The sequence below is a fragment of the Streptomyces sp. NPDC057249 genome (genome assembly GCF_042669245.1).
Classification (GTDB): domain Bacteria; phylum Actinomycetota; class Actinomycetes; order Streptomycetales; family Streptomycetaceae; genus Streptomyces.
In genome coordinates this window covers 12,876-39,414 of sequence record NZ_JBHUXS010000029.1, presented here as the reverse complement: position 1 = coordinate 39,414, position 26,539 = coordinate 12,876, and the positions used below count along the sequence as shown (strand labels likewise).

The 26,539-nt window shown below is 70.8% G+C and carries 25 protein-coding genes and 1 tRNA gene; 25 read left to right on the top strand and 1 reads right to left on the bottom strand.

The window, feature by feature from the left end:
• The first annotated feature begins 200 nt into the window (after positions 1 to 200).
• The 3 genes from ACFUJY_RS33345 (at position 201) to ACFUJY_RS33335 (ending at position 2,005) form a co-directional block, all read left to right on the top strand.
• Entirely contained in the window at positions 201 to 1,094 is an 894-nt protein-coding gene (locus ACFUJY_RS33345; protein ID WP_383306596.1) for a MarR family transcriptional regulator, read from the top strand.
• A 72-nt stretch (positions 1,095 to 1,166) separates the two neighbouring features.
• Positions 1,167 to 1,628 carry an ATP-binding protein gene (locus ACFUJY_RS33340; RefSeq protein WP_383306594.1) on the top strand — a complete coding sequence of 154 codons (462 nt, stop codon included), beginning with the start codon at positions 1,167 to 1,169 and terminating at the stop codon, positions 1,626 to 1,628.
• 83 nt (positions 1,629 to 1,711) lie between these two features.
• Entirely contained in the window at positions 1,712 to 2,005 is a 294-nt protein-coding gene (locus tag ACFUJY_RS33335) for an AbrB/MazE/SpoVT family DNA-binding domain-containing protein (RefSeq protein WP_330313731.1), read from the top strand.
• Positions 2,006 to 2,491: 486 nt separating this feature from the next.
• Here the strand turns inward: ACFUJY_RS33335 and ACFUJY_RS33330 are convergent.
• Positions 2,492 to 2,563, bottom strand: a tRNA-Arg gene (locus ACFUJY_RS33330).
• 216 nt (positions 2,564 to 2,779) lie between these two features.
• Here ACFUJY_RS33330 and ACFUJY_RS33325 point away from each other — a divergent pair.
• The 22 genes from ACFUJY_RS33325 (at position 2,780) to atpD (ending at position 26,457) form a co-directional block, all read left to right on the top strand.
• Positions 2,780 to 3,193 (top strand): response regulator, encoded by a 414-nt coding sequence (locus ACFUJY_RS33325; protein ID WP_143622361.1) that lies wholly within the window; start codon positions 2,780 to 2,782, stop codon positions 3,191 to 3,193.
• Positions 3,194 to 3,248: 55 nt separating this feature from the next.
• Complete coding sequence (gene nrtL / locus ACFUJY_RS33320; protein WP_383306592.1) at positions 3,249 to 4,406, top strand: ArgS-related anticodon-binding protein NrtL; 1,158 nt, start codon at positions 3,249 to 3,251, stop codon at positions 4,404 to 4,406.
• Between the two features lie 25 nt (positions 4,407 to 4,431).
• Positions 4,432 to 5,823, top strand: a complete 1,392-nt coding sequence (gene lysA, locus ACFUJY_RS33315) for a diaminopimelate decarboxylase (RefSeq protein ID WP_383306590.1) — start codon at positions 4,432 to 4,434, stop codon at positions 5,821 to 5,823.
• 126 nt (positions 5,824 to 5,949) lie between these two features.
• Positions 5,950 to 7,260, top strand: a complete 1,311-nt coding sequence (locus tag ACFUJY_RS33310) for a homoserine dehydrogenase (protein WP_383306588.1) — start codon at positions 5,950 to 5,952, stop codon at positions 7,258 to 7,260.
• Between the two features lie 6 nt (positions 7,261 to 7,266).
• Positions 7,267 to 8,337 (top strand): threonine synthase, encoded by a 1,071-nt coding sequence (gene thrC, locus ACFUJY_RS33305; RefSeq protein ID WP_383306586.1) that lies wholly within the window; start codon positions 7,267 to 7,269, stop codon positions 8,335 to 8,337.
• Positions 8,338 to 8,793: 456 nt separating this feature from the next.
• Entirely contained in the window at positions 8,794 to 9,711 is a 918-nt protein-coding gene (thrB, locus tag ACFUJY_RS33300) for a homoserine kinase (RefSeq protein WP_164402831.1), read from the top strand.
• Positions 9,712 to 10,140: 429 nt separating this feature from the next.
• Positions 10,141 to 12,159, top strand: coding sequence for a transcription termination factor Rho (gene rho / locus ACFUJY_RS33295; protein ID WP_383306583.1), 2,019 nt, complete (start codon positions 10,141 to 10,143; stop codon positions 12,157 to 12,159).
• A gap of 285 nt (positions 12,160 to 12,444) precedes the next feature.
• A complete protein-coding gene (locus ACFUJY_RS33290; protein ID WP_383306581.1) occupies positions 12,445 to 13,545 on the top strand; it encodes an LCP family protein in 1,101 nt (366 codons plus the stop codon).
• Between the two features lie 146 nt (positions 13,546 to 13,691).
• On the top strand, positions 13,692 to 13,916 hold the full coding sequence (gene rpmE / locus ACFUJY_RS33285; protein WP_111338195.1) for a 50S ribosomal protein L31: 225 nt from the start codon (positions 13,692 to 13,694) through the stop codon (positions 13,914 to 13,916).
• A gap of 149 nt (positions 13,917 to 14,065) precedes the next feature.
• Positions 14,066 to 15,142: a peptide chain release factor 1 gene (gene prfA, locus ACFUJY_RS33280; RefSeq protein ID WP_143619759.1), complete on the top strand. Its 1,077-nt coding sequence runs from the start codon at positions 14,066 to 14,068 to the stop codon at positions 15,140 to 15,142.
• 48 nt (positions 15,143 to 15,190) lie between these two features.
• A complete protein-coding gene (gene prmC, locus ACFUJY_RS33275; protein WP_383306578.1) occupies positions 15,191 to 16,036 on the top strand; it encodes a peptide chain release factor N(5)-glutamine methyltransferase in 846 nt (281 codons plus the stop codon).
• 55 nt (positions 16,037 to 16,091) lie between these two features.
• Positions 16,092 to 16,739 (top strand): L-threonylcarbamoyladenylate synthase, encoded by a 648-nt coding sequence (locus tag ACFUJY_RS33270; protein ID WP_383306577.1) that lies wholly within the window; start codon positions 16,092 to 16,094, stop codon positions 16,737 to 16,739.
• The gene (locus ACFUJY_RS33265; protein ID WP_383306575.1) at positions 16,736 to 17,377 is read left to right on the top strand and encodes a protein-tyrosine-phosphatase; all 642 of its coding nucleotides are present in this window, start codon (positions 16,736 to 16,738) and stop codon (positions 17,375 to 17,377) included. Before ACFUJY_RS33270 ends, ACFUJY_RS33265 begins: the two co-directional genes overlap by 4 nt.
• A 135-nt stretch (positions 17,378 to 17,512) precedes the next feature.
• The gene (locus tag ACFUJY_RS33260) at positions 17,513 to 18,931 is read left to right on the top strand and encodes an MraY family glycosyltransferase (protein ID WP_383306573.1); all 1,419 of its coding nucleotides are present in this window, start codon (positions 17,513 to 17,515) and stop codon (positions 18,929 to 18,931) included.
• 261 nt (positions 18,932 to 19,192) lie between these two features.
• The gene (locus tag ACFUJY_RS33255; RefSeq protein WP_383306571.1) at positions 19,193 to 19,630 is read left to right on the top strand and encodes a hypothetical protein; all 438 of its coding nucleotides are present in this window, start codon (positions 19,193 to 19,195) and stop codon (positions 19,628 to 19,630) included.
• 226 nt (positions 19,631 to 19,856) lie between these two features.
• Entirely contained in the window at positions 19,857 to 20,678 is an 822-nt protein-coding gene (gene atpB / locus ACFUJY_RS33250) for a F0F1 ATP synthase subunit A (protein ID WP_328902424.1), read from the top strand.
• Between the two features lie 67 nt (positions 20,679 to 20,745).
• On the top strand, positions 20,746 to 20,994 hold the full coding sequence (atpE, locus tag ACFUJY_RS33245) for an ATP synthase F0 subunit C (RefSeq protein ID WP_018102636.1): 249 nt from the start codon (positions 20,746 to 20,748) through the stop codon (positions 20,992 to 20,994).
• Positions 20,995 to 21,031: 37 nt separating this feature from the next.
• Positions 21,032 to 21,577, top strand: coding sequence for a F0F1 ATP synthase subunit B (locus ACFUJY_RS33240; RefSeq protein ID WP_361019640.1), 546 nt, complete (start codon positions 21,032 to 21,034; stop codon positions 21,575 to 21,577).
• On the top strand, positions 21,574 to 22,389 hold the full coding sequence (locus ACFUJY_RS33235; protein ID WP_383306568.1) for a F0F1 ATP synthase subunit delta: 816 nt from the start codon (positions 21,574 to 21,576) through the stop codon (positions 22,387 to 22,389). The genes ACFUJY_RS33240 and ACFUJY_RS33235 overlap by 4 nt, the downstream gene beginning before the upstream one ends.
• 136 nt (positions 22,390 to 22,525) lie before the next feature.
• On the top strand, positions 22,526 to 24,097 hold the full coding sequence (gene atpA, locus ACFUJY_RS33230; RefSeq protein WP_111338206.1) for a F0F1 ATP synthase subunit alpha: 1,572 nt from the start codon (positions 22,526 to 22,528) through the stop codon (positions 24,095 to 24,097).
• Between the two features lie 3 nt (positions 24,098 to 24,100).
• Complete coding sequence (locus ACFUJY_RS33225) at positions 24,101 to 25,015, top strand: F0F1 ATP synthase subunit gamma (protein ID WP_383306566.1); 915 nt, start codon at positions 24,101 to 24,103, stop codon at positions 25,013 to 25,015.
• Positions 25,015 to 26,457, top strand: coding sequence for a F0F1 ATP synthase subunit beta (gene atpD / locus ACFUJY_RS33220; protein WP_383306564.1), 1,443 nt, complete (start codon positions 25,015 to 25,017; stop codon positions 26,455 to 26,457). Before ACFUJY_RS33225 ends, atpD begins: the two co-directional genes overlap by 1 nt.
• Positions 26,458 to 26,539 lie beyond the last annotated feature (82 nt).

Genomic DNA, 26,539 nt, shown 5'->3' with positions numbered 1-26,539 from the left:
TCGGGCGGGAAAAGCCGGAAAGAGGAAACCCTCCCACCCTCCCCATCCCGTCACGGCCAGCAAGTATGACTAATAGTGAGCGAGTTGCAGCGGAAAGTCGCGACTGCTTACGGTGCCCCCAACGAAACGACCCCGACGCGGTGTTCTCAGCACCGGTCGGGGTCTGACCCAAGATCGACCCAACAGAAAGCCCCGATCTCATGGCTGTCCAGCACTTTAGTCCCGCCCTGCCCGCGCCCGAAGCGCCGCGCCCGCACCGCACGGCCAAGTCCGGCTACGGCAAGCAGGTCGCCCCCGGCCAACGCCCCTCCCGCCCGGCCGACTTCGCCTCCCTGCCCGAGCGCGAGCGATACGTCGCGGGCTACATCGACCGCCTCCCCGAGGGCGCCGCGATGGACATCAAGTCACTGGCCAAGGACCTCCCCCTGTACGGCCAGATGGCCATCGGCACCGCCCTGCGCGCGCTCGCCGTGGCCGGACACCTGCGCCGCGTACGCCGCCGTGTCGAAGGCGACGGGACATGCCGGTGGGTGACGTACACCTACTGGTCCCGGACCGCCCGCAACAACGAGTGGTGGACCGCCGCGCTCTCCGGGCCGGCCGCCGCCCAGCCGGACGTACCCCCGCAGCGCACCGCCCCCGCACCGCCCGCACCAGAGGCTCCCGTCGCGCCCTCCGCCGCGTACCTCGCCCTCGCCGGACTCGGCCGCCGCGACCCCCGGTTGGCGCTCTCCGCCGCCGACTGCGCAGCCCTGGAACCGCTGGCCGCCGCCTGGTTCGCACGCGGTGCGAGCGCCGAGCACCTGGCGTCGGCACTCACCGCCGGACTCCCGGAGCCCGTCACGCACCCGCTCGGCCTGGTGCGCCGCCGCCTCACGGACAAGATGCCGCCGCACATCCCGGACACGCCCGGCTCCGCGAGCGGCCTCCGGGTCGAGTGCGTCGAATGCGGCCGCCCCGGCCCGGCGGACGCGCTTCCGGACGGCCTCTGCCGCCCATGCCGGAGCTCGCACGCGCAGAACGCGCCCCGGGACGCCGCCGACAGTGTCCCGGCCCGCGTCGCCGGGCTCCGCGAGCTGATGCGGACGCCCTGAGCGCGTACGCTCACTCGGAGTACGCGGATGATCACTGGTGCGCGCCATGGACGTACCGCCAGATTTGTTGGCATGACACCCCTGCCCACCGCAGACGCCCCCCACGCCCCCGCCACCGGGACCGCGTTCACCCAGCGCTTCAGCTCCACTCCGCGCGGCGCCCGGCTCGCCCGTCGCCTCGCCCTGCACCAGCTCGACGCCTGGGGCGTGCCGCACGGCACCACGGCCTCCGACACCGCCGCCGTGCTCGTCGCCGAACTCGCGGCCAATGCCGTCACGCATGGCCGCGTTCCGGGCCGCGACTTCGAGCTGTGCCTGCACCTCACCGGCCGGACCCTCCGCATCGAGGTCTCCGATACCAGGGGCGAACGCCGCCTGCCGTCCGGGGTCGTGGCCGAGCCCCTACCGCTCGCCGAAGAGGGTCGAGGACTGCTCCTGGTGGCAGCCCTCGCCGACCGGTGGGAGGTGCTGGACCGTGCCCCCGTCGGCAAGACGGTCGCGGCGGAGATGGGGTTGGAGAGTGAGAAGTTGTGAAAGTAGGAATCTCGCACATTCCTCCCCGCCCAGGTATGCTGAAGCCACGAGGCAGACACGGAATGCGGAGAGGGAGGTCACTTATGGCTGCGACCACGTTCCATGCCGGTGTGCGCGACAAGGGGCAGTTGACGCTGCCCGCAGGGGTCCGCGAGGCGCTGGGAGTCTCCCCGGGTGACGAGCTTGAGTTCGCCATCAACGACGACGGCGTTGTCGAGGTGCACGGACTACGGAAGATCCGCACGGACCAGGCGTGGTTCTGGACGGAGCGGTGGCAGGCGGGTGAGCGTGACGCGAGCGAGGACATCGCCGCAGGGCGCACCACCCGGCATGAGGACGTGGACGAGATGTTCGCGCACCTCGCCGAGGAGAACTGACCCCGACCCCTGGGAGGCCCATTGCCGACTTTTGAGACGACCGCTCGCTTCGACCGTGATTTCAAGAAGCTCCTCCCCGAGGAGCGGGCACGGTTCCAGGACTGCGTTCGCAAGAAGTTCGTGCCGGACGCGGCCAGCGGGCGGTTTCGGCCCGGCCTCCGGGTCAAGCCGGTCCAGGGAGTGCCACTCCCGGCCGGCGCACGTCCCGTCATGGAGATGACATGGGCGCCCGACGGGCGTGCCACCTGGCAGTACGCGGACGAAATCCGCGCGGGTGAGCCGCATATCGTCTGGCGCCGGGTCGGTGGGCACGAGATCTTCGATCCCGGCCCCGCTTGAGGGACGGAGGGCCGCATCCGACGAGGTGCGGCCCTCGGTGCTTTCCGCCGGCGGCCTTCCGGCCCTCGCGTACGCCCGCGCATACGCCAAGACCCCGGCATCAGTGTTTCCACTGACGGCGGGGTCTTTTCGGCACTTCCTGCGAAGTGCCCCCGGCAGGATTCGAACCTGCGCACCCGGCTCCGGAGGCCGATGCTCTATCCCCTGAGCTACGGGGGCGTGTCGCTGTGCTGCTCTGCGACGGGTGAAACACTACCAGCTCCGACGGGGTGCCCGTGAACAGGTATTCCGCGTCATCGCGTGAGAGCACGCGCCCCCTCGTACACACATCCAGCCAACCTCGGCGCCGCTCCTCCGGGGGCGGAAGTGGGCAAAACCCGGACGCAGCCCTTCCGGCGCGCCTACTCTCGAAGCGTGTCTGGGGCATGCGGCCGCGTGCTTGTTGTCGACGACAACAAGGTCATCCGGCAATTGATCAGGGTCAACCTTGAGCTGGAGGGCTTCGAGGTCGTGACCGCGGGCGATGGCGTCGAGTGTCTGGATCTCGTGCACCGGGTCCGTCCCGACGTGATCACGCTCGACGTGGTCATGCCCCGGCTCGACGGTCTCCAGACCGCCACCCGGCTGCGGTCCGACCCGCGCACCGGGCACCTGCCGCTCGCGATCGTGAGCGCGTGCACGCCGTACGAGGTGGACCACGGGGTCGCCGCCGGAGTGGACGCGTTCCTGGCCAAGCCGTTCGAGCCGGGGGAGCTGGTGATGCTCGTGCGGCGGCTCGTCGAGCGCGGGCGGCCGTCCGTGCCGGCCGCCGGGCCGGGTGCCGGGCGGGCGGAGAGCGCCGCCGGCTGACCGCATGGCGAAACCGGTTCGCGAAGGGCCCCCCTCCCTCCCATACGCTTGTCCCGTGACCCCCGTCGATCTCTCCACGACCGTGCTGCACGCCGTGCGCCGCGCGGTCCGCGAGGATGCCCTGCGCGCGCCCGTGCCCGCGCGCGTGCGGGTGGAGAGGACCCGGCCGGGCGGGCGTGGCGACTACGCCAGCGCGGTCGCGCTCCAGCTCGCCGGCCCCGCCGGCCTCGGCGCCCGCGAGGTCGCCGATATCCTGCGCGACCGGCTCGCCGGCGCCCCCGGGGTGGCCGGCGTCGAGATCACCGGACCGGGCTTCCTCAACTTCACGCTCGACGCCGCCACCGGCGCCGCCGCCCACCGCGACCTCGTCCACCGGGTGCGGGAGCAGGGGGAGCGGTACGGGTACGGGGACGCCCTCGCCGGACAGCGGCTGCGCCTCGTCCACGCCCGCGAGGTCCGGGCCGCCGTCACCGCCGACGCCGTCCGCCGCCTCCTGGCCGCCCAGGGCGCCGATGTACGCGTCGCCTGCGAGGGGGAGCCGGACCCGGACTGGGCGCGGCTCGGGGTGAGCGCGGAGGCGTACGAGACGCCGCGTGCGGCGCGGGAGTCCGGTGTCGCCGCTCACAGGGAGCCTCCGGCGGACCCGCGCAGGGCGGGCGGCAGCCCGGATCTCGAACCGTCCGCCCCCATACGCCCCGTCCCCGCAGGGGACCCCGCCGCTGCCCTGCTGGCCCGGCTCGGCCCCGACGCCGCCCGCTGGGGTCTTCTCCGGCCCGCCGGGCACGACCGCGCCCCCCTCGGGCCCGAGCTCATCACGCAGACCGAGGCCAACGCCCTCTTCCGCGTCCGTTACGCACACGCCCGCGCCCGTGCCGTGGTCCGGGAGGCGGCCCGGCTCGGGGTCGCCGCCGCGGGGCCCGGTGAGGACATCGACGCCACCGAGGCGTCCACCGCTCTGCTCACGCTGCTCGACGCGCACCCCGCCGTACTCGCGGGCGCCGCCCGCCACCGCGCCCCCGACCGGCTCGCCCGGCACCTCGACGCGGTCGCCGCGGCCTTCTTCGACTTCCACGACGCCGCACCACCGCTGCCCGTCGGGGAGGAGAAACCCTCGGCCGCCCACCGCTCCCGGACGGCTGTCGCCGAAGCCGCCGGAACGGTGCTGGCCGGCGGCCTGTCCCTGCTCGGCGTCAGCGCGCCCGCATTCCTCTGAGCACCCGAGAGAGCAGAGTCACACGATGAGCCGATCCGCACACCCCGCCGGGCCCCGTCACGCCGACGTGCTGTCCGAGGGCCACTACCTCGCCCCCGCCGACGACCTCAACGTCCTCGACGCCAAGGTGTGGTCCCAGACCGTCACCCGTGACGAGCACGGCGCCCTGACCGTCGGCGGGCTCACGGCCTCCCGCCTCGCCGAGGAGTTCGGCACCCCCGCCTACTTCCTCGACGAGACCGACTTCCGGGCCCGCTGCCGCGCCTGGTCCGACGCCTTCGGGCCCGGGGCCGACGTCTTCTACGCGGGCAAGGCGTTCCTGTCCCGGGCGGTCGTCCGCTGGCTCAAGGAGGAGGGGCTGAACCTCGACGTCTGCTCGGGCGGCGAGCTGGCCACCGCGCTCGACGCCGGGATGCCCGCCGAGCGCATCGCCTTCCACGGCAACAACAAGACCGTCGAGGAGATCGAGCGCGCCGTCGCGGCGGGCGTCGGGCGCATCGTCCTCGACTCCTTCCAGGAGATCGTCCGCGTCGCGCACATCGCGCAGGACCTCGGCAAGCGCCAGCGCGTCCAGATCCGGGTGACCGTCGGCGTCGAGGCGCACACCCACGAGTTCATCGCGACCGCCCACGAGGACCAGAAGTTCGGCATCGCGCTGGCCGGGGGACAGGCCGCCGAGGCCGTGCGCCGGGCGCTCACCCTGGACGGGCTCGAACTCGTCGGCATCCACTCCCACATCGGCTCCCAGATCTTCGACATGGCCGGCTTCGAGGTCTCCGCCCGCCGCGTCGTGCAGCTGCTCGCCGAGGTGCGCGACGAGCACGGCGTCGAACTGCCCGAGATCGACCTCGGCGGCGGCCTCGGCATCGCGTACACCTCCGAGGACGACCCGCGCGAGCCGCACGAGATCGCCAAGTCGCTCGGTGACATCGTGACCCGCGAGTGCGAGGCCGCCGGTCTCGCCACCCCCCGGATCTCCGTCGAGCCCGGCCGCGCCATCGTCGGCCCCACCGCCTTCACGCTCTACGAGGTCGGCACGGTCAAGCCGCTGGAGGGCCTGCGCACCTACGTGAGCGTCGACGGCGGCATGTCGGACAACATCCGCACCGCGCTGTACGACGCCGAGTACAGCGTCGCGCTCGCCTCCCGGACCTCGGACGCCGAACCGATGCTCGTCCGGGTCGTCGGCAAGCACTGCGAGAGCGGCGACATCGTGGTCAAGGACGCCTTCCTGCCGTCCGACCTGGCCCCCGGCGACCTGATCGCCGTGCCCGCCACCGGCGCGTACTGCCGCTCCATGGCGAGCAACTACAACCACGCCCTGCGCCCGCCCGTCGTCGCCGTGCGCGACGGGGAGGCGCGGGTGATCGTCCGGCGCGAGACGGAGGAAGATCTCCTGCGTCTCGACGTCGGCTGATGCCGTATTTCCGGGGCCGTACCACGGTATCCCCGTAAAGGTCTCACGATCCGGACGGATGGCGGGAACACCCGTCCGGTGAGTGAGACTGGTCCGTACTACAGGTGTAAGAGGAAACGAGGTCGGATGATGCGTACGCGTCCGCTGAAGGTGGCGCTGCTGGGCTGTGGTGTGGTCGGCTCAGAGGTGGCGCGCATCATGACGACGCACGCCGAAGACCTCGCCGCGCGCATCGGCGCGCCGGTGGAGCTCGCCGGTGTCGCCGTCCGCCGGCCCTCCAAGGTGCGCGAGGGCATCGACCCCGCCCTGATCACCACGGACGCGACCGCCCTGGTCGAACGCGGCGACCTCGACGTCGTCATCGAGGTCATCGGCGGCATCGAGCCCGCCCGTACGCTGATCAGGACCGCCTTCGAGCACGGCGCGAGCGTCGTCTCCGCCAACAAGGCGCTGCTCGCCGAGGACGGCGCCGCCCTGCACGCCGCCGCCGAGCAGCACGGCCGGGACCTCTACTACGAGGCCGCCGTGGCCGGTGCCATCCCGCTCGTCCGGCCGCTGCGCGAGTCCCTGGCCGGCGACAAGGTCAACCGGGTGCTCGGCATCGTCAACGGCACCACCAACTTCATCCTCGACAAGATGGACACCAGCGGCGCCGGATACTCCGAGGCGCTGGACGAGGCCACCGCCCTCGGTTACGCGGAGGCCGACCCCACCGCCGACGTGGAGGGCTTCGACGCCGCAGCGAAGGCCGCGATCCTCGCCGGGATCGCCTTCCACACCCGGGTCCGGATCGGCGACGTGCACCGCGAGGGCATCACCGAGGTCACCGCCGCCGACATCGCGTCCGCCCGCCGCATGGGCTGCACCGTCAAGCTCCTCGCCATCTGCGAGCGCGCCGCCGACGGCGCCTCCGTGACGGCCCGCGTGCACCCCGCGATGATCCCGCTGAGTCACCCGCTCGCCTCGGTGCGCGAGGCGTACAACGCGGTGTTCGTGGAGGCCGAGGCGGCCGGACAGCTGATGTTTTACGGCCCCGGCGCGGGCGGCTCGCCCACCGCGTCCGCGGTCCTCGGCGACCTCGTGGCCGTCTGCCGCAACAAACTCAACGAGGCCCCCGGGCCCGGCGAGTCCGCGTACACGCGCCTGCCGGTGAGCCCCATGGGCGACGTCGTCACGCGGTACCACATCAGCCTCGACGTGGCCGACAAGCCGGGCGTGCTCGCCCAGGTCGCGACGGTCTTCGCCGACCAGGGCGTATCCATCGATACGGTCCGCCAGCAGAGCCGGCCGGACAGTCAGGAAACCGACGGCGAGGCATCGCTCGTCGTCGTCACCCACCGCGCGCCCGACGCCGCCCTCTCCGGGACCGTCGAGGCGCTGCGCAAGCTCGACACCGTGCGCGGTGTCGCCAGCATCATGCGTGTTGAAGGGGAGTAAGGACCCATGACCACCAAGGGCACCCACCAGTGGCGCGGCATCATCGAGGAGTACCGGGACCGTCTCCCGGTCACGAGCACGACGCCGGTCGTCACGCTCCGTGAGGGCGGTACGCCGCTCGTCCCCGCTCAGGTCCTCTCCGAGCGCACGGGCTGCGAGGTGCACCTCAAGGTCGAGGGCGCCAACCCCACCGGGTCCTTCAAGGACCGCGGCATGACCATGGCTATCACCCGGGCCAAGGAGGAGGGCGCGCAGGCCGTCATCTGCGCCTCCACCGGCAACACCTCCGCCTCGGCCGCCGCCTACGCGGTCCGGGCCGGCATGGTCTGCGCCGTCCTGGTGCCGCAGGGCAAGATCGCGCTCGGCAAGATGGGCCAGGCGCTGGTGCACGGCGCCAAGATCCTCCAGGTCGACGGCAACTTCGACGACTGCCTGACGCTGGCCCGCTCGCTCTCGGACAACTACCCGGTCGCGCTGGTCAATTCCGTCAACCCGGTCCGCATCGAGGGCCAGAAGACCGCCGCGTTCGAGATCGTCGACGCGCTCGGCGACGCCCCGGACATCCACGTCCTCCCGGTCGGCAACGCGGGCAACATCACCGCGTACTGGAAGGGGTACACCGAGTACGCCGGGGACGGCGTGTCGACGCACAAGCCGCGCATGTGGGGCTTCCAGGCGTCCGGCTCCGCGCCCATCGTGCGCGGCGAGGTCGTCAAGGACCCGTCGACCATCGCGACCGCGATCCGGATCGGCAACCCGGCCTCCTGGAACTACGCGCTGGCCGCGCGCGACGAGTCGGGCGGCTTCATCGACGAGGTCACGGACCGTCAGATCCTCTCCGCGTACCGCCTGTTGGCCTCGCAGGAGGGCGTCTTCGTGGAGCCCGCGTCGGCCGCGTCCGTCGCCGGTCTGCTCAAGGCCGCCGAGGAGGGCAAGGTCGACCCCGGCCAGAAGATCGTGTGCACGGTGACCGGGAACGGCCTCAAGGACCCGGACTGGGCCGTCGCGGGCGCCCCGCAGCCGGTCACCGTCCCGGTCGACGCGGCCGCCGCCGCCGAGAAGCTGGGCCTGGCGTAACCACGTCACGCCTCGCCCCCGGGTCCGTCCGCGCGACGGCCCGGGGCAGGGCCTTTCGTCTGGATCAGGCCGGGCTCGCGGGGCGTGGCACCGCGCCTCGCGGCGTTGTCGTCAATCACCAACGCTCCGCGTTGCCTCACTCCTCCGCCTTGCGATGCACGGCACCACACCCCGCTCCCTGATCCGGCCTGATCCAAACGAAAGGCCCTGGGCGACGAGTCGTCAGAAAAGGCGTCCTACCGGCCCTTTCCGGCGACAAGAGCGCACCGCGAGCGTGCGACACGCATCGTGCGCCTCCTGTGCGCCCTATGTCGCCACAGAACCTTCCTTCGATAAGCTGTCCCCCATCCGCCCCGCCACATCTGCCGGGGCCCCGGGCCGTTGCGGCTCCCCCGAAGAATCCCCGCCCGCAGCCCCCGGAATCCCCGCCGCCTCACAAGGAGAGTCGTCACAGCGATGGCCGGTCCCGCCTTCCGAGCCGCCGCCGTCCGGGTGCGCGTCCCCGCGACCAGCGCAAACCTGGGCCCCGGTTTCGACGCCCTCGGCCTGTCGCTCGGCCTCTACGACGACGTCGTCGTCCGCGTCGCGGACTCCGGACTGCACATCGACATCGCCGGTGAGGGCGCGGACACCCTGCCCCGCGACGAGAAGCACCTGCTCGTACGGTCCCTGCGCACCGCCTTCGACCTGCTCGGCGGACAGCCCCGCGGCCTGGAGATCGTCTGCGCCAACCGCATCCCGCACGGGCGCGGCCTCGGCTCCTCCTCCGCCGCCATCTGCGCCGGGATCGTCGCCGCCCGCGCCGTGACCACCGGCGGCGACGCCCGGCTGGACGACGCCGCGCTGCTGGAGCTCGCCACCGAGATCGAGGGCCACCCCGACAACGTCGCGGCCTGCCTGCTCGGCGGATTCACGCTCGCCTGGATGGACGGCGCCTCCGCGCGCGCGATCAGGATGGACCCCGCTGATTCCATCGTTCCGGTGGTTTTCGTCCCCGGCAAGCCGGTGCTCACCGAGACCGCCCGCGGCCTCCTGCCGCGCACCGTCCCGCACGTCGACGCCGCGTTCAACGCCGGCCGTGCCGCCCTCCTCGTCGAGGCCCTGACCAGGCGCCCCGAGCTGCTGCTCACGGCCACCGAGGACCGGCTGCACCAGGACTACCGCGCGCCCGCCATGGCCGAGAGCGTCGAACTCGTGGCCCGGCTGCGCGCCGAGGGCGTCCCGGCGGTGATCTCCGGCGCGGGACCGACGGTGCTGGCCCTGGCCGGGGACGGCGCGGCCGACAAGGTCGCCCGACTGGCGGGTGAGGGATGGGCGGCCAACCGGCTCGCTCTCGACGCGCAGGGCGCGAGCGTCCTGCCGCTGGCCCCGTAGGCCATGTCCGCGCCTCCCGTCCGGCCCGCGAGGCCGCTGGCCGAGAAGTGATTGCCGGTGAGTGAGAGGGGGAATGTTTGTTGGAGCCGGTAGTGTTAACCTCAAGTCTGCAATCGACGTCCATGAGGCGCGTTGCTTCGTGTCCCCTTCGGGACCACCATTTCTTCCGGGAGCCTCCCCAACTGCCTGAGCAGCCTGCCTGAGCAGTTGCGAGCACGCTCCGGAACCGGCACGACACCCCTCCGCTCGTCCAGGAGTGGGCCGAGCAGGGGGATGCTCGCGCCGGGCACATGCACACCTCATCTCTCCGCCGTTCCATCCGGCGGACCACCGCCCCGGCACGGGCCGCACCAACCGAGGACCGCAGCCGGACAGCACAACCGGTCGCCGAGCCAGAAGGCCGACGTCCGCTCCAGGGAAGGACCCTTCGTGAGCGACACCACCGATCTGATGGGCGTGACTGCCGACAAGAACGTCGACAGCGCCACGCCCGCCGAAGGTGCTGCCACTGGCACCACCGCACGGCGCCGCCGCTCCGGCACCGGCCTTGAGGGCATGGTCCTGGCCGAGCTGCAGCAGGTCGCGTCCGGCCTCGGCATCAAGGGCACCGCGCGGATGCGCAAGAGCCAGCTGATCGAGGTCATCAAGGAGGCCCAGGCCGGTGGCGGCTCCGCCGCCCCCAAGGCCAAGGCCCCCGCGGCCGCCGCCGACGCGACGGAGACCAAGCCGAAGCGCCGCGCCACCTCCAAGGCCCGCACCGGCGCCGACGAGGCCCCGGCCGCCGCGCCCGCCGACAAGGCCACGGCCCAGCAGCAGATCGACATCCCGGGCCAGCCGGCCAGCGACGACCAGCCCGCGGGCGAGCGCCGCCGCCGCCGCGCCACCGCGCAGGCGGGCAGCCCGGAGAGCAAGCCGGACGCCAAGGCGCAGACCAAGGACCGCGCCCAGGACGAGCCGAAGCAGGAGCAGAAGCACGAGGCGCCCGCCGAGGACCGCTCCGCCGAGTCCAAGGCCGAGGCCGGCGCGGACAACGCCGAGGGCCGCCGGGGCGACCGCGGCGACCGCCAGCGCGGGGACCGGGGCGAGCAGCGCCGCGACCGCCAGCGCGACCGTCAGCGCGGCAAGGGCGACGACCAGGGCGGCAACCGCCGTCAGGGCGGCGGCCAGAACCAGGGCGGCAACAACGGCCCGCAGGACGACGGCTTCGACGACGAGGGCGGCCGGCGCGGCCGGCGCGGGCGCTACCGCGACCGCCGCGGGCGCCGTGGACGCGACGACTTCGCCGACGCCCCGCCCGTCAGCGACGACGACGTCCTGATCCCCGTCGCGGGCATCCTGGACATCCTCGACAACTACGCGTTCATCCGGACCTCCGGCTACCTGCCCGGCCCGAACGACGTGTACGTCTCGCTCGCCCAGGTCCGCAAGAACGGCCTGCGCAAGGGCGACCACGTCACCGGTGCGGTGCGCCAGCCCAAGGACGGCGAGCGCCGCGAGAAGTTCAACGCGCTGGTCCGCCTCGACTCGGTCAACGGCATGGCACCGGAATCGGGCCGGGGCCGCCCCGAGTTCCAGAAGCTGACCCCGCTCTACCCGCAGGACCGGCTCCGCCTGGAGACCGACTCCAACGTCCTGACGACGCGGATCATCGACCTGGTCGCCCCCATCGGCAAGGGCCAGCGCGGTCTGATCGTGGCCCCGCCGAAGACCGGCAAGACCATGATCCTCCAGGCCATCGCCAACGCGATCACGGTCAACAGCCCCGAGTGCCACCTGATGGTCGTCCTCGTGGACGAGCGTCCGGAAGAGGTCACCGACATGCAGCGGTCGGTGAAGGGCGAGGTCATCTCCTCGACCTTCGACCGCCCCGCCGAGGACCACACCACCGTCGCCGAGCTGGCCATCGAGCGCGCCAAGCGCCTGGTGGAGCTGGGTCACGACGTGGTCGTCCTGCTGGACTCGATCACCCGCCTGGGCCGCGCGTACAACCTCGCCGCCCCGGCCTCCGGCCGCATCCTGTCCGGTGGTGTCGACTCGACCGCGCTCTACCCGCCGAAGCGCTTCTTCGGTGCCGCGCGCAACATCGAGGACGGCGGCTCGCTGACCATCCTGGCCACCGCGCTGGTCGAGACCGGCTCGCGCATGGACGAGGTGATCTTCGAGGAGTTCAAGGGCACCGGCAACATGGAGCTCAAGCTCGACCGCAAGCTCTCCGACAAGCGGATCTTCCCGGCGGTGGACGTCGACGCGTCCTCCACCCGCAAGGAGGAAATCCTGCTCGGCAGCGAGGAGTTGGGGATCGTCTGGAAGCTGCGCCGGGTGCTGCACGCGCTCGACCAGCAGCAGGCCATCGAGCTCCTGCTCGACCGGATGAAGAAGACCCAGTCGAACGCGGAGTTCCTGCTCCAGATCCAGAAGACGACGCCGGCCCCGGGCAACAACGACTAGGCGTCGCCCTCCGGCAGCACACAGGGCCGCCCCCGCACTCCGGTGCGGGGGCGGCCCTGTGCCGTACACCGTTGCCGTTCCGAGACCTTCGCCACACGGACGGCGTCGCCCCACACCTTCGTACGACCGTCGCGCGGGCCACGAAACCGCAGGTGAGCGCCGGAATCCCGGCCGGCTCCGCCCCCGTGCGAGCCGTTGTGGGCACCCGCGGGGGCCACAGCCGCCTGTGCCACGCTTCTTGTCGCCGCCAACGCAAGGGGGTAGCCGACGGAACGAGGGAGACGCATGAGCGAGCGAAGCGGGAGCAGCGGCCGAATACGGGCCACCGGCAGACGCCGGAAAAAGCCGTCCCGTGGCCGCCGGGCCACGCGGATCGCCGTCTGGAGCCTGGCCGGCGCGGTCGTCGTGGGCGGTGCGGGGCTCGGCTACGCGTACGTCCACCTCAACGGCAATCTCCAGGCCGTCGACATCAACACCGCGCTCGGCAAGGACCGCCCCGAGAACGTCGACAACGGCTCCGAGGACATCCTCGTGCTCGGCTCCGACTCCCGCTCCGGCGCGAACGGCGAGTACGGCGCCGACGAGGGCGCGGCCCGCTCCGACACCGCGATGGTCGTCCACGTCAACAAGGGCCACAAGACCGCGAGTGTGGTCTCCATCCCGCGCGACACCCTCATCACCCGGCCCGACTGCACCGGGGACGTCAGCGGCGATCCGGTGGCCGGGCAGCAGCGCGCCATGTTCAACACGGCGTACGAGGTCGGCGGGCCGGCCTGCGCGGTCAAGACCGTCGAAGCCATGTCCGGCATCCGCATGGACCACTACGTCGAGGTCGACTTCACCGGCTTCAAGAAGCTGATCGACAAGCTCGGCGGCGTCCGGATCACCACCACAGAGGCGATCGACGACCCCGACAGCCACCTGGACCTCCAGCCCGGCACCCACACCCTGGACGGCGAGCAGTCCCTCGGCCTGGTCCGCACCCGGCACAGCGTCGGCGACGGCAGCGACCTCGGCCGCATCCAGCTCCAGCAGGCGTTCATCAAGGCGCTGATGCAGCAGGTCAAGAGCGTGGGCGTGTTCGACGGCACCAAGCTGTACGGCATCGCGGACACCGCCACCAAGGCCGTCACGACCGACTCCGACCTCGGCTCGGTCACCGAGCTCGCGGGCTTCGCCAAGGGCCTCAAGGGGCTCGGCTCCGACCACGTGAACATGGTGACCCTGCCCGTCCGGTACGACCCCGCAGACCCCAACCGCGTCCTCCCGCTGGAGGAGGCCGACCGGCAGGTCTGGGACGCCCTGAACGCCGACCGGCCGATCCCCGCCTCCGCGACGAAGCAGTCGGCGGGCGACAAGGGCGACGCGGGCGAGATCGTCCGGTGACCCGGGCGCGTCCGGGGGAATACCCGGCCGTCCACCCTCGTTTTGGGAGATACGGCCGGTCCTGGCAGACTGGTACGTCGGCCCCGGTTCACGGACGCGCAATCCGCGCGTACGACCCGGTGCCCTCCCGAACCTAGGAGACACCCTTGAAGCGCGACATCCACCCCCAGTACGTCGAGACGCAGGTCAGCTGCACCTGTGGCGCGTCGTTCACCACCCGCTCCACGCTGGACAGCGGCACCATCCGTGCCGAGGTCTGCTCCGAGTGCCACCCGTTCTACACGGGCAAGCAGAAGATCCTCGACACCGGTGGCCGTGTGGCCCGCTTCGAGGCCCGCTTCGGCAAGGGCGCCAAGGCCTCCGGCAAGTAGCGAGCCGTCCGCGCCGGTCCGCGGTGCCCTCTTCCCGGGGCGCCGTGGCCGGCGTTTTTTTCCGGTCCGGGCACGGGGTCTCCGTACCCGGCCCCGGCAGGCACCCACCGGCCGGCAGGCACGACGAGCGAAGGAACCAGGAGCCCGAGATGTTCGAGGCGGTCGAGGAACTGATCGGCGAGCACGCCGATCTGGAGAAGCAGCTCGCCGACCCCGCGGTCCACGCCGACCAGGGCAACGCGCGCAAGCTCAACAAGCGCTACGCGGAGCTGAGCCCGATCGTCGCGACGTACCGCTCCTGGAAGCAGTCCGGTGACGACATCGAGACCGCCCGCGAGCTCGCCGCCGACGATCCCGACTTCGCGGCCGAGGTCAAGGAGCTGGAGCAGCAGCGCGAGGAGCTCACCGAGAAGCTCCGCCTGCTGCTCGTCCCCCGCGACCCCAGCGACGACAAGGACGTGCTCCTGGAGATCAAGGCCGGGGCGGGCGGCGACGAGTCCGCGCTGTTCGCCGGCGATCTGCTGCGCATGTACCTGCGCTACGCCGAGCGCGTCGGCTGGAAGACCGAGATCATCGACTCCACCGAGTCCGAGCTCGGCGGCTACAAGGACGTCCAGGTCGCCGTGAAGACCAAGGGCGGCAATGGGGCCACCGAGCCCGGCCAGGGCGTCTGGGCCCGCCTGAAGTACGAGGGCGGGGTGCACCGCGTGCAGCGCGTGCCCTCCACCGAGTCCCAGGGCCGCATCCACACCTCTGCCGCCGGTGTCCTCGTGACGCCCGAGGCCGAGGAGGTCGACGTCGAGATCCACGCCAACGACCTGCGCATCGACGTGTACCGCTCGTCCGGCCCCGGCGGCCAGTCCGTCAACACGACCGACTCCGCCGTCCGCATCACCCACCTGCCGACCGGCGTCGTCGCCTCCTGCCAGAACGAGAAGAGCCAGCTCCAGAACAAGGAGCAGGCGATGCGCATCCTGCGCTCCCGGCTGCTCGCCGCCGCCCAGGAGGCCGCCGAGCAGGAGGCTTCGGACGTACGTCGCAGCCAGGTGCGCACGGTCGACCGGTCCGAGAAGATCCGGACGTACAACTTCCCGGAAAACCGGATCTCGGACCACCGCGTCGGCTTCAAGGCGTACAACTTGGACCAGGTGCTCGACGGTGACCTGGACGCGGTCATCCAGGCCTGCGTCGACGCCGACTCCGCCGCCAAGCTGGCAGCCGCCTGAGCCCACCGCCCGCCCCGCCCCGCTCGTGACCCCGTACGGAGAACCGCGATGAACCTGCTGCTCGCCGAGGTGGCCCAGGCCACCCAGCGGCTGGCCGACGCCGGTGTTCCCTCACCGAGATTCGATGCCGAGGAACTCGCCGCGTTCGTGCACGGCGTCAAGCGGGGAGAGCTGCACAACGTGCCGGACGCCGACTTCGACGCCCGCTACTGGGAGACCATCGCCCGCCGCGAGGCCCGCGAACCGCTCCAGCACATCACCGGACGCGCCTTCTTCCGTTACCTGGAGCTCCAGGTCGGCCCCGGCGTCTTCGTGCCCCGCCCCGAGACCGAGTCGGTCGTCGGCTGGGCCATAGACGCCGTCCGCGCGATGGACGTCGTCGAGCCGCTGATCGTGGACCTGTGCACCGGCTCCGGCGCCATCGCCCTCGCCATGGCCCAGGAGGTCCCGCGCTCCCGCGTGCACGCCGTGGAGCTGTCCGAGGACGCCCTGAAGTGGACCCGGAGGAACGCCGAGAACTCGCGCGTCACCGTCCACCGCGGCGACGCGCTCACCGCCCTGCCCGAGCTGGACGGCCAGGTCGACCTGGTCATCTCCAACCCGCCGTACATCCCGCTCACCGAGTGGGAGTACGTGGCGCCCGAGGCGCGCGACCACGACCCCGAGATGGCGCTGTTCTCCGGCGAGGACGGCCTCGACACCATCCGGGGCATCGAGCGCACCGCGCACCGCCTGCTCCGCCCCGGCGGCCTCGTCGTCATCGAGCACGCCGACACCCAGGGCGGCCAGGTGCCCTGGATCTTCACCGAGGAGCGGGGCTGGGCCGACGCGGCCGACCACCCGGACCTCAACCGCCGCCCCCGGTTCGCCACCGCCCGCAAGGCGATGCCGTGACCGGGGGGCGGCACCCGTACCAGCCCTACCCGTACATGCTTGAGGAGGCCGGCTGATGGCACGGCGATACGACTGCAACGACGCGACCGACCGCACGACGGGGCTGCGCGAAGCCGCGTCGGCCGTCCGCCGCGGCGAGCTCGTCGTGCTGCCCACCGACACCGTGTACGGGATCGGCGCGGACGCCTTCGCCTCCGAGGCGGTCGGCGACCTCCTGGAGGCCAAGGGCCGGGGCCGCAACATGCCCTCGCCGGTCCTCATCGGCTCCCCGAACACCCTGCACGGCCTGGTCACCGACTTCTCCGAGCAGGCGTGGGAGCTGGTCGACGCCTTCTGGCCGGGCGCCCTGACCCTGGTCGCCAAGCACCAGCCGTCGCTCCAGTGGGACCTCGGCGACACCCGGGGCACGGTCGCCGTCCGGATGCCGCTGCACCCGGTCGCCATCGAGCTCCTCACCGAGGTCGGCCCGATGGCCGTGTCCAGCGCCAACCTGACCGGCCACCCCTCGCCGGAGGACTGCGACGCCGCCCAGGACATGCTCGGCGACTCCGTCTCCGTCTACCTCGACGGCGGCCCGACCCCCGGCATCGTCCCGTCGTCGATCGTGGACGTCACCGGCAAGGTGCCCGTCCTGCTGCGCGCGGGGGCGATCTCGGCGGAGGAGCTGCGCAAGGTGGTCCCCGACCTCGAGGTGGCCAATTGACCGCCCCCGAGGGGCGTGGCATAGCGGGGCGGCCCGACACTTTCCGCATCCTCCACGTCAGCACCGGCAACGTCTGCCGCTCGCCGATCACCGAGCGGCTGACCCGGCACGCCCTGGTGCACCGGCTCGGGGACCCGCTCCAGGGCGGGCTGATCGTGGAGAGCGCCGGCACCTGGGGCCACGAGGGCGCCCCGATGGAGGCCAACGCCGAGGTGGTCCTCGCCGACTTCGGCGCCGACGCCACCGGCTTCACCGGCCGTGAGCTGCTGGACGAGCACGTGATCCGTGCCGACCTCGTGCTCACGGCCACCCGCGACCACCGCGCCCAGGTCATCTCCATGGGCCATTCGGCCGGGCTGCGCACCTTCACGCTCAAGGAGTTCACCAGGCTGGTCCGGGCCATAGACCCGGCCACCCTGCCCGACGCCCGCGAGGAGGGCGTGGTCGAGCGCGCCCGCGCCCTGGTGCGGGCCGCCGCCGCCCTGCGCGGCTGGCTGCTGGCCCCGACCGCGGACGCCGACGAGGTCCACGACCCGTACGGTGCCCCGATCACCTTCTTCCGGTCCGTCGGGGACGAGATCAGCCAGGCCCTGGACCCGGTCGTCACCGCGCTGACGGGCGTCTCCGCGCCCCACTGACCCCGCGGCGGGCCTCCTACGGGTGCCCTCGATGATCTTCCCGAGAGGCGCCGTGCAACCATCGCGGTCGGCTCCGTGTCCTCAACCATGGGACCTGTCTAGTTAAGGTGTGGGCTGAGATGGCCGGCGATATCTGTGGGGCAGCCCGTGCGTGATTACCTGCTGACACTCTGTGTCACGGCCGCTGTGACCTACTTGCTCACCGGCCCGGTGCGCAAGTTCGCCATCGCGGTCGGGGCGATGCCCGCGATCCGCGCGCGCGACGTCCACCGCGAACCGACTCCGCGGCTCGGCGGCATCGCCATGTTCGGCGGGCTGTGCGCGGGGCTCATCGTCGCCAACCACCTCGCCAACCTCGACGGTGTCTTCGAACTCTCCAGCGAACCCCGGGCGCTGCTCTCCGGCGCGGCGCTGATCTGGCTGATCGGGGTGCTGGACGACAAGTTCGAGATCGACGCCCTGATCAAGCTGGGCGGGCAGATGCTCGCCGCCGCCGTCATGGTCCTCCAGGGCCTCACGATCCTGTGGCTGCCGATCCCGGGCGTCGGCACCGTCGCCCTCACCCCGTGGCAGGGCACCCTGCTCACCGTGGCGCTGGTCGTCATCACGATCAACGCGGTCAACTTCGTGGACGGCCTGGACGGGCTCGCGGCGGGCATGGTCCTCATCGCCGCCGCCGCGTTCTTCCTGTACACCTACCGGCTCTGGTACGGGCACACCATCGAGGCCGCCGCCCCGGCGACGCTGTTCGCGGCGATCCTGATGGGCATGTGCCTCGGCTTCCTGCCGCACAACATGCACCCCGCGCGGATCTTCATGGGCGACTCGGGCTCGATGCTGATCGGCCTGGTGCTCGCGGCCGGCGCGATCTCGGTGACCGGGCAGGTCGACCCGGACACCATGAAGATCTTCGAGGGCAGTGAGCGCCAGGCGACCCACGCGATGCTCCCGGTGTTCATCCCGCTGCTGCTGCCGCTGACCATCATCGCCATCCCGGCGGCCGACCTGGTGCTGGCGATCGTGCGGCGCACCTGGAACGGCCAGTCGCCGTTCGCGGCGGACCGGGGGCACCTGCACCACCGCCTGCTCAACATCGGCCACTCGCACAGCCGGTCGGTGCTGATCATGTACTTCTGGTCGGCGCTGATCGCGTTCGGCGCGGTGGGGTACTCGGTGCACTCGACGTCCCTGTGGATCGTGATCGTGATCGTCGGGCTGAGCGCGCTCGGGCTGATCCTGCTCCTGCTGCCCGCGTTCACCCCGCGCGCCCCGCGCTGGGCGGAACGCTTCGTGCCGCCGCGCTACCGCCGCAGACGGCGTCGGGCGGAGGGGCCGGGGGCCGCGTCGGAGGAGGCCGCGGAGGGCCAACAGGGGCCCGTGGACGGCCAGATGGAGACGGGTGCGACGGGCGGGGCCGGGGGCGCTGCCGAGGAGCGTGAGACGGCCGCCGGGGCGCCTGTCGCCGCGGCTGTCCCGGGCGTCAACGGGGCGACCGCGATCGGCCACCGTTCGCGTACGGCTGATCGCAGAGCGGCCGGTTCCACCCGCCGGTGAACCGGTTTATCGGCACCCATTAGCAGACAAAACGACGCCGTGCCCTGCTCACACGTGCTCATTAGCCCTCACGTGTGACAGCAAGCACACTTTCTTGGTAAAGACCTCATCAAATAGTTTGTGATACCGTTCACGAAGCCCGGTGACAGAGCCGAAGGACCTGATGTAGCACGGTCCATCGGCCCGAGGCATCGACTCGGACCGGGCCTACGCTCGTCCATGACGACACACTGCCCACCCCCTGCAAGCGGAGCTGCCGCCATGCCGTCCAACGACGTCCGGACTCTCCTCCAGACCGCCGTACCCACCGCTGTCGCCGGCGCCGTAGCCGCCGCGATCAGCGCTGGCGTCGCCGGCGGCAAGGGAGCCCTGGGCGCGATCGTGGGGACGATCGTGGTCATCCTCTTCATGGGGATCGGACTCGTGGTCCTGCAACGGACCGCCAGGTCCATGCCCCACCTCTTCCAGGCGATGGGGCTCGCGCTCTACACGGCGCAGCTCCTGCTGCTGTTCATCTTCGTCGCCGTATTCAAGAACACCTCGCTGTTCAACCCGAAGGCCTTCGCGATCACCCTGGTCGCGACGACCCTCGTGTGGATCGGCGCACAGGCGCGTGCGCACATGAAGGCCAAGATCCTTTACGTGGAACCCGAATCCGACAAGGCCGACAAGGCCGGGAAACCGGGGTCCGACGCGTGAAGGGTAGGGGCGGAATAAGTGCGGGGTCAGGACCCTGCTATCGTCCGGTTCCAACTGCGGCACTGCGGGCGCGTGCATGTGAGCTGACGCCTGCTCGATCGCGAGGCTCACATGCCTGACTGCCGCTCACACATCCGAAACACCAGTCCAGTGCCGAACCGCGGCTGCGCGCCGCGCCGACACAACGAGGTTGCCGTACCTATGCGCCACGCTGAAGGAGCCCGCGGTGAGTGCTGACCCGACACAGGTGCTCGCCTTCGAGACCGATTGCCACCTCTTCGACGGTTGTGGCTTTCCGGCACCCGGCCTGCACTCGTTCCTGTTCGAGCCCCTCTGGGGCGACGCGGACAGCAACTTGTACTTCAACAAGACGATGCTGCTGGCCCTGCTCGGCTCGGTGATCATCGTGGGCTTCTTCTGGGCCGCCTTCCGCAAGCCGAAGTTGGTGCCCGGCAAGCTCCAGATGACGGCCGAGGCCGGATACGACTTCATCCGCCGCGGCATCGTCTACGAGACGATCGGCAAGCGCGACGGCGAGAAGTACGTCCCGCTGATGGTCTCCCTGTTCTTCGTCATCTGGATGATGAACCTCTGGTCCATCATTCCGGTTGCCCAGTTCCCCGTGACGGCGATCATCTCGTACCCGGCCGCGCTGGCCGCGATCGTCTACTTCCTGTGGGTCGGCCTGACCTTCAAGAAGCACGGCTTCGTCGGAGCCCTCAAGAACTTCACGGGTTACGACAAGAGCCTCGGCGGGGTCCTGCCGCTCTCGATGACCATCGAGTTCTTCTCGAACCTGTTCGTCCGGCCGTTCACGCACGCGGTCCGGCTCTTCGCCAACATGTTCGCGGGCCACACGCTCCTGCTGCTCTTCACGATCGCCAGCTGGTACATGCTCAACGGCATCGGGATCGCCTACGCAGGTGTGTCGTTCGTGATGGTCATCGTGATGACCGCCTTCGAACTCTTCATCCAGGCTGTTCAGGCTTACGTCTTCGTGCTGCTGGCCTGCAGCTACATCCAGGGCGCTCTCGCCAAGGGCCACTGAGCACCCCACTCCTGAAGCACCCGGTGGCCAACCCCCACCGGACATTGAAAGAGAAGGAAGAACCGGCATGTCCGCTCTCCAGACCCTCGCCGCCGGCGTCGAAATCAAGGGCAACCTCGGCTCGATCGGTTACGGCCTCGCCGCGATCGGCCCCGGCGTCGGCATCGGCATCATCTTCGGTAACGGCACCCAGGCGCTCGCCCGTCAGCCCGAGGCTGCCGGTCTCATCCGCGCCAACCAGATCCTCGGCTTCGCCTTCTGTGAGGCGCTCGCCCTGATCGGTCTGGTCATGCCGTTCGTCTACCCGACCTCCTGACCGGTCGCGAACAGCCCATTCGACGGAAGGCACTGACGTGAACCCCCTGGTTCAGCTCGCGGCGGAGGAAGCGGAAAACCCGCTCATTCCGCCGATCCCTGAGCTCGTCATTGGCCTCATCGCTTTCGTCATCGTCTTCGGCTTCCTCGCCAAGAAGCTCCTCCCGAACATCAACAAGGTTCTGGAAGAGCGCCGCGAGGCCATCGAAGGCGGGATCGAGAAGGCCGATGCGGCCCAGACCGAGGCCCAGAGCGTTCTTGAGCAGTACAAGGCTCAGCTCGCCGAGGCCCGCCACGAAGCCGCTCGTCTGCGCCAGGAGGCGCAGGAGCAGGGCGCCGTGATCCTGCAGGAAATGCGTGCCGAGGGCCAGCGCCAGCGCGACGAGATCGTCGCCGCCGGCCACGCCCAGATCGAGGCCGACCGCAAGGCCGCCGCCGCCGCGCTGCGCCAGGACGTGGGCAAGCTCGCCACCGACCTGGCCGGCAAGCTCGTCGGTGAGTCCCTGGAGGACCACGCCCGGCAGAGTGGCACCGTCGACCGCTTCCTCGACGAGCTCGAAGCGAAGGCCGAGGCCGTCCGATGAACAGCGCGAGCCGCGAGGCACTGGCTGCCGCACGCGAGCGCCTCGACGCGCTGACCGACTCCACGTCGGTCGACGCGGCGAAGCTCGCCGAGGACCTGGCCGGCGTCACGGCGCTGCTGCACCGCGAGGTGTCGCTGCGCCGGGTCCTGACCGACCCGGCGCAGCCGGGCGAGGCCAGGGCCGAGCTGGCAGGCCGCCTGCTCGGCGGTCAGGTGGGCGGCGAAGCCGTCGACCTGGTCTCCGGCATGGTCCGCTCGCGCTGGTCGCAGTCGCGTGACCTGGTCGACGCGGTCGAGGAGCTGGCGAACACCGCCGACCTCACCGCCGCCCAGCGCACCGGCGACCTGGACGACGTCGAGGACGAACTCTTCCGGTTCGGCCGCATCGTCGCCTCGGACACCGGCCTGCGTGCCGCGCTCAGCAGCCGGACCGCGACCCCCGCCGCCAAGGGCGAGCTGCTCCGCAGCCTGCTCGGCGGCAAGGCGCGGCCCGCCACCGAGCGCGTCGTGGTGCGGCTTGTCACCCAGCCGCGTGGACGTAGCCTGGAAGCGGGACTCGACTCCCTCTCCAAGCTGGCCGCGGAGCGCCGGGAGCGCATGGTCGCGATCGTCACCTCCGCGGTGCCGCTCAGCGACCGGCAGAAGCAGCGCCTGGGAGCCGCCCTGGCGAAGATCTACGGCCGCCAGATGCACCTGAACCTCGACGTGGACCCCTCGGTCCTCGGCGGGATCGCGGTGCGGGTCGGCGACGAGGTCATCAACGGCACCATCGCGGACCGCCTCGACGAGGCGACCCGTCGCATGGCCGGCTGACGAAGCGCAGCGCAACAGAACAGAGCAAGACCAGCGGCCCGGTTGGGCCGTGCAGAAACTGCAGAAGATTCCTGGGGGTCGGCCCCCAGACCCCCTTAAGAAACTTCGGGCCCAACAAGGAGAGCAGGGAACCCAGATGGCGGAGCTCACGATCCGGCCGGAGGAGATCCGGGACGCGCTGGAGAACTTTGTCCAGTCGTACAAGCCGGACGCGGCCTCGCGCGAGGAGGTCGGTACGGTCAGCGTTGCCGGCGACGGCATCGCGAAGGTGGAGGGTCTGCCCTCCGCCATGGCGAACGAGCTGCTGAAGTTCGAGGACGGCACCCTCGGTCTCGCCCTCAACCTCGAGGAGCGCGAGATCGGTGCGATCGTCCTCGGCGAGTTCAGCGGCATCGAGGAGGGCCAGCCGGTGCAGCGCACCGGTGAGGTGCTCTCCGTCGGCGTCGGCGAGGGCTACCTCGGCCGCGTCGTCGACCCGCTCGGCAACCCGATCGACGGTCTCGGCGAGATCGCGACCGACGGCCGCCGCGCCCTCGAGCTGCAGGCCCCTGGCGTCATGGTCCGCAAGTCGGTGCACGAGCCGATGCAGACCGGCTACAAGGCCGTCGACGCCATGGTGCCGATCGGCCGCGGCCAGCGTCAGCTGATCATCGGCGACCGCCAGACGGGTAAGACCGCGCTGGCCGTCGACACGATCATCAACCAGCGCGACAACTGGCGCTCGGGCGACGTGAACAAGCAGGTGCGCTGCATCTACGTCGCCATCGGTCAGAAGGGCTCCACGATCGCCTCCGTGCGCGGCGCCCTCGAAGAGGCCGGCGCCCTGGAGTACACGACCATCGTCGCCGCCCCGGCGTCCGACCCGGCCGGCTTCAAGTACCTCGCGCCGTACACCGGCTCGGCCATCGGCCAGCACTGGATGTACCAGGGCAAGCACGTCCTGATCATCTTCGACGACCTCTCGAAGCAGGCCGACGCCTACCGCGCCGTCTCCCTGCTGCTGCGCCGCCCGCCGGGCCGTGAGGCGTACCCGGGCGACGTCTTCTACCTCCACTCGCGTCTGCTGGAGCGCTGCGCCAAGCTCTCCGACGACATGGGTGCCGGCTCGATGACGGGTCTCCCGATCGTCGAGACCAAGGCGAACGACGTGTCGGCGTTCATCCCGACCAACGTCATCTCCATCACCGACGGCCAGTGCTTCCTTGAGTCCGACCTGTTCAACGCCGGCCAGCGTCCGGCCCTGAACGTCGGTATCTCGGTCTCCCGCGTCGGTGGCTCCGCCCAGCACAAGGCCATGCGCCAGGTGTCCGGCCGGCTCCGCGTGGACCTCGCCCAGTACCGCGAGCTGGAGGCGTTCGCCGCCTTCGGTTCCGACCTGGACGCGGCCTCCAAGGCGTCGCTGGAGCGCGGTAAGCGCATGGTCGAGCTGCTGAAGCAGCCGCAGTACGCCCCGTTCCCGGTCGAGGAGCAGGTCGTCTCCGTCTGGGCCGGCACCAACGGCAAGATGGACGACGTCCCGGTCGAGGACATCCGCCGCTTCGAGACGGAGCTGCTGGAGTACCTGCGCCGCGAGCGCAAGGACCTCCTCACCAGCATCCGCGAGGGCGCCAAGATGTCCGACGACACGCTGCAGGCGATCGCCGACGCCGTCGCCGCCTTCAAGCAGCAGTTCGAGACCTCGGACGGCAAGCTCCTGGGCGAGGGCTGATCGATGGGCGCTCAGCTTCGCGTTTACAAGCGCCGCATCCGCTCCGTCACCGCCACGAAGAAGATCACCAAGGCGATGGAGATGATCGCCGCCTCGCGCATCGTCAAGGCGCAGCGCCAGGTGGCGGCGTCGACGCCGTACGCCACCGAGCTGACCCGCGCGGTGACCGCGGTGGCGACCGGCTCCACCACCAAGCACCCGCTGACCACCGAGGCCGAGTCCCCGGCCCGGGCCGCGATCCTGCTCGTCACGAGCGACCGCGGTCTGGCCGGCGGTTACTCCTCCAACGCCATCAAGGCCGCGGAGAAGCTGACCGAGCGGCTGCGCGGTGAGGGCAAGGAGGTCGACACGTACGTGATCGGCCGCAAGGGTGTCGCCTACTACGGGTTCCGCGAGCGCAAGATCGCGGACTCGTGGACCGGCTTCACCGACAGCCCGACGTACGCGGATGCCAAGCGGGCGGCTGCCCCGCTGATCGAGGCGGTGTCCAAGGAGACCGCCGAGGGCGGTGTCGACGAGCTGCACATCGTCTTCACGGAGTTCGTGTCGATGATGACGCAGAACCCGGTCGACGACCGGATGCTGCCGCTCAGTCTCGGTGCCACGGAGCAGGAGGACGGCAAGGGCGAGATCCTGCCGCTCTTCGACTTCGAGCCGTCGGCGGAGGACGTCCTCGACGCCCTGCTTCCGCGGTACGTCGAGAGCCGTGTCTACAACGCGCTGCTGCAGGCCGCTGCTTCCGAGCACGCCGCCCGCCGCCGCGCGATGAAGTCGGCCACCGACAACGCCGGTGAGCTCATCAAGACGCTCTCCCGGCTTGCCAACGCGGCCCGCCAGGCCGAAATCACCCAGGAAATCAGCGAGATCGTCGGTGGTGCCAGTGCGCTGGCCGACGCGACCGCGGGGAGTGACAAGTAATGACGACCACAGTTGAGACGGCCGTTGCCACGGGCCGCGTCGCCCGGGTCATCGGCCCGGTCGTCGACGTGGAGTTCCCCGTCGACGCGATGCCGGACATCTACAACGCGCTGACCGTCGAGGTGGCCGACCCGGCCGAGGACGGCAAGCTCAAGATGCTGACGCTCGAGGTCGCCCAGCACCTCGGCGACGGCGTGATCCGCGCGATCTCGATGCAGCCGACCGACGGTCTGGTCCGCCAGGCCCCGGTCACCGACACGGGCACCGGCATCACGGTCCCCGTCGGCGACATCACCAAGGGCAAGGTCTTCAACACCCTCGGCCAGATCCTGAACAAGCCCGAGGCCGAGGCCGAGGTCACCGAGCGCTGGCCGATCCACCGCAAGGCGCCCAACTTCGACCAGCTCGAGTCCAAGACCGAGATGTTCGAGACCGGCGTCAAGGTCATCGACCTCCTCACCCCGTACGTCAAGGGTGGAAAGATCGGTCTGTTCGGTGGTGCCGGTGTCGGCAAGACCGTGCTGATCCAGGAGATGATCTACCGCGTCGCCAACAACCACGACGGTGTGTCGGTGTTCGCGGGCGTCGGTGAGCGCACCCGTGAGGGCAACGACCTCATCGAGGAGATGGCCGACTCCGGCGTCATCGACAAGACGGCGCTCGTCTTCGGCCAGATGGACGAGCCGCCGGGGACCCGTCTCCGCGTCGCCCTGGCCGGTCTGACCATGGCGGAGTACTTCCGCGATGTGCAGAAGCAGGACGTGCTCTTCTTCATCGACAACATCTTCCGGTACACCCAGGCCGGTTCCGAGGTGTCCACCCTGCTCGGCCGTATGCCGTCCGCGGTGGGTTACCAGCCGAACCTGGCCGACGAGATGGGTCTGCTCCAGGAGCGCATCACGTCGACCCGCGGTCACTCGATCACCTCGATGCAGGCGATCTACGTCCCCGCGGACGACCTGACCGACCCGGCGCCGGCGACCACCTTCGCCCACCTCGACGCGACGACGGTTCTCTCCCGTCCGATCTCCGAGAAGGGCATCTACCCGGCCGTGGACCCGCTGGACTCGACGTCCCGCATCCTCGACCCGCGGTACATCGCCGAGGACCACTACTCGGCCGCCATGCGTGTCAAGGGGATCCTGCAGAAGTACAAGGACCTCCAGGACATCATCGCGATCCTGGGTATCGACGAGCTGGGCGAGGAGGACAAGCTCGTCGTCCACCGTGCCCGTCGCGTCGAGCGCTTCCTGTCGCAGAACACCCACGTCGCCAAGCAGTTCACCGGCGTGGACGGTTCGGACGTTCCGCTCGACGAGTCGATCGCCGCGTTCAACGCCATCTGCGACGGTGAGTACGACCACTTCCCCGAGCAGGCGTTCTTCATGTGCGGTGGCATCGAGGACCTGAAGGCCAACGCCAAGGAGCTCGGCGTCTCCTGAGCCCCCGGCTCACCGAGGGGGGCGGGTGCGTCCCGTCCCCCTCACCACGCCCCGTAGAATTGACCCAACACCCGGCACGACC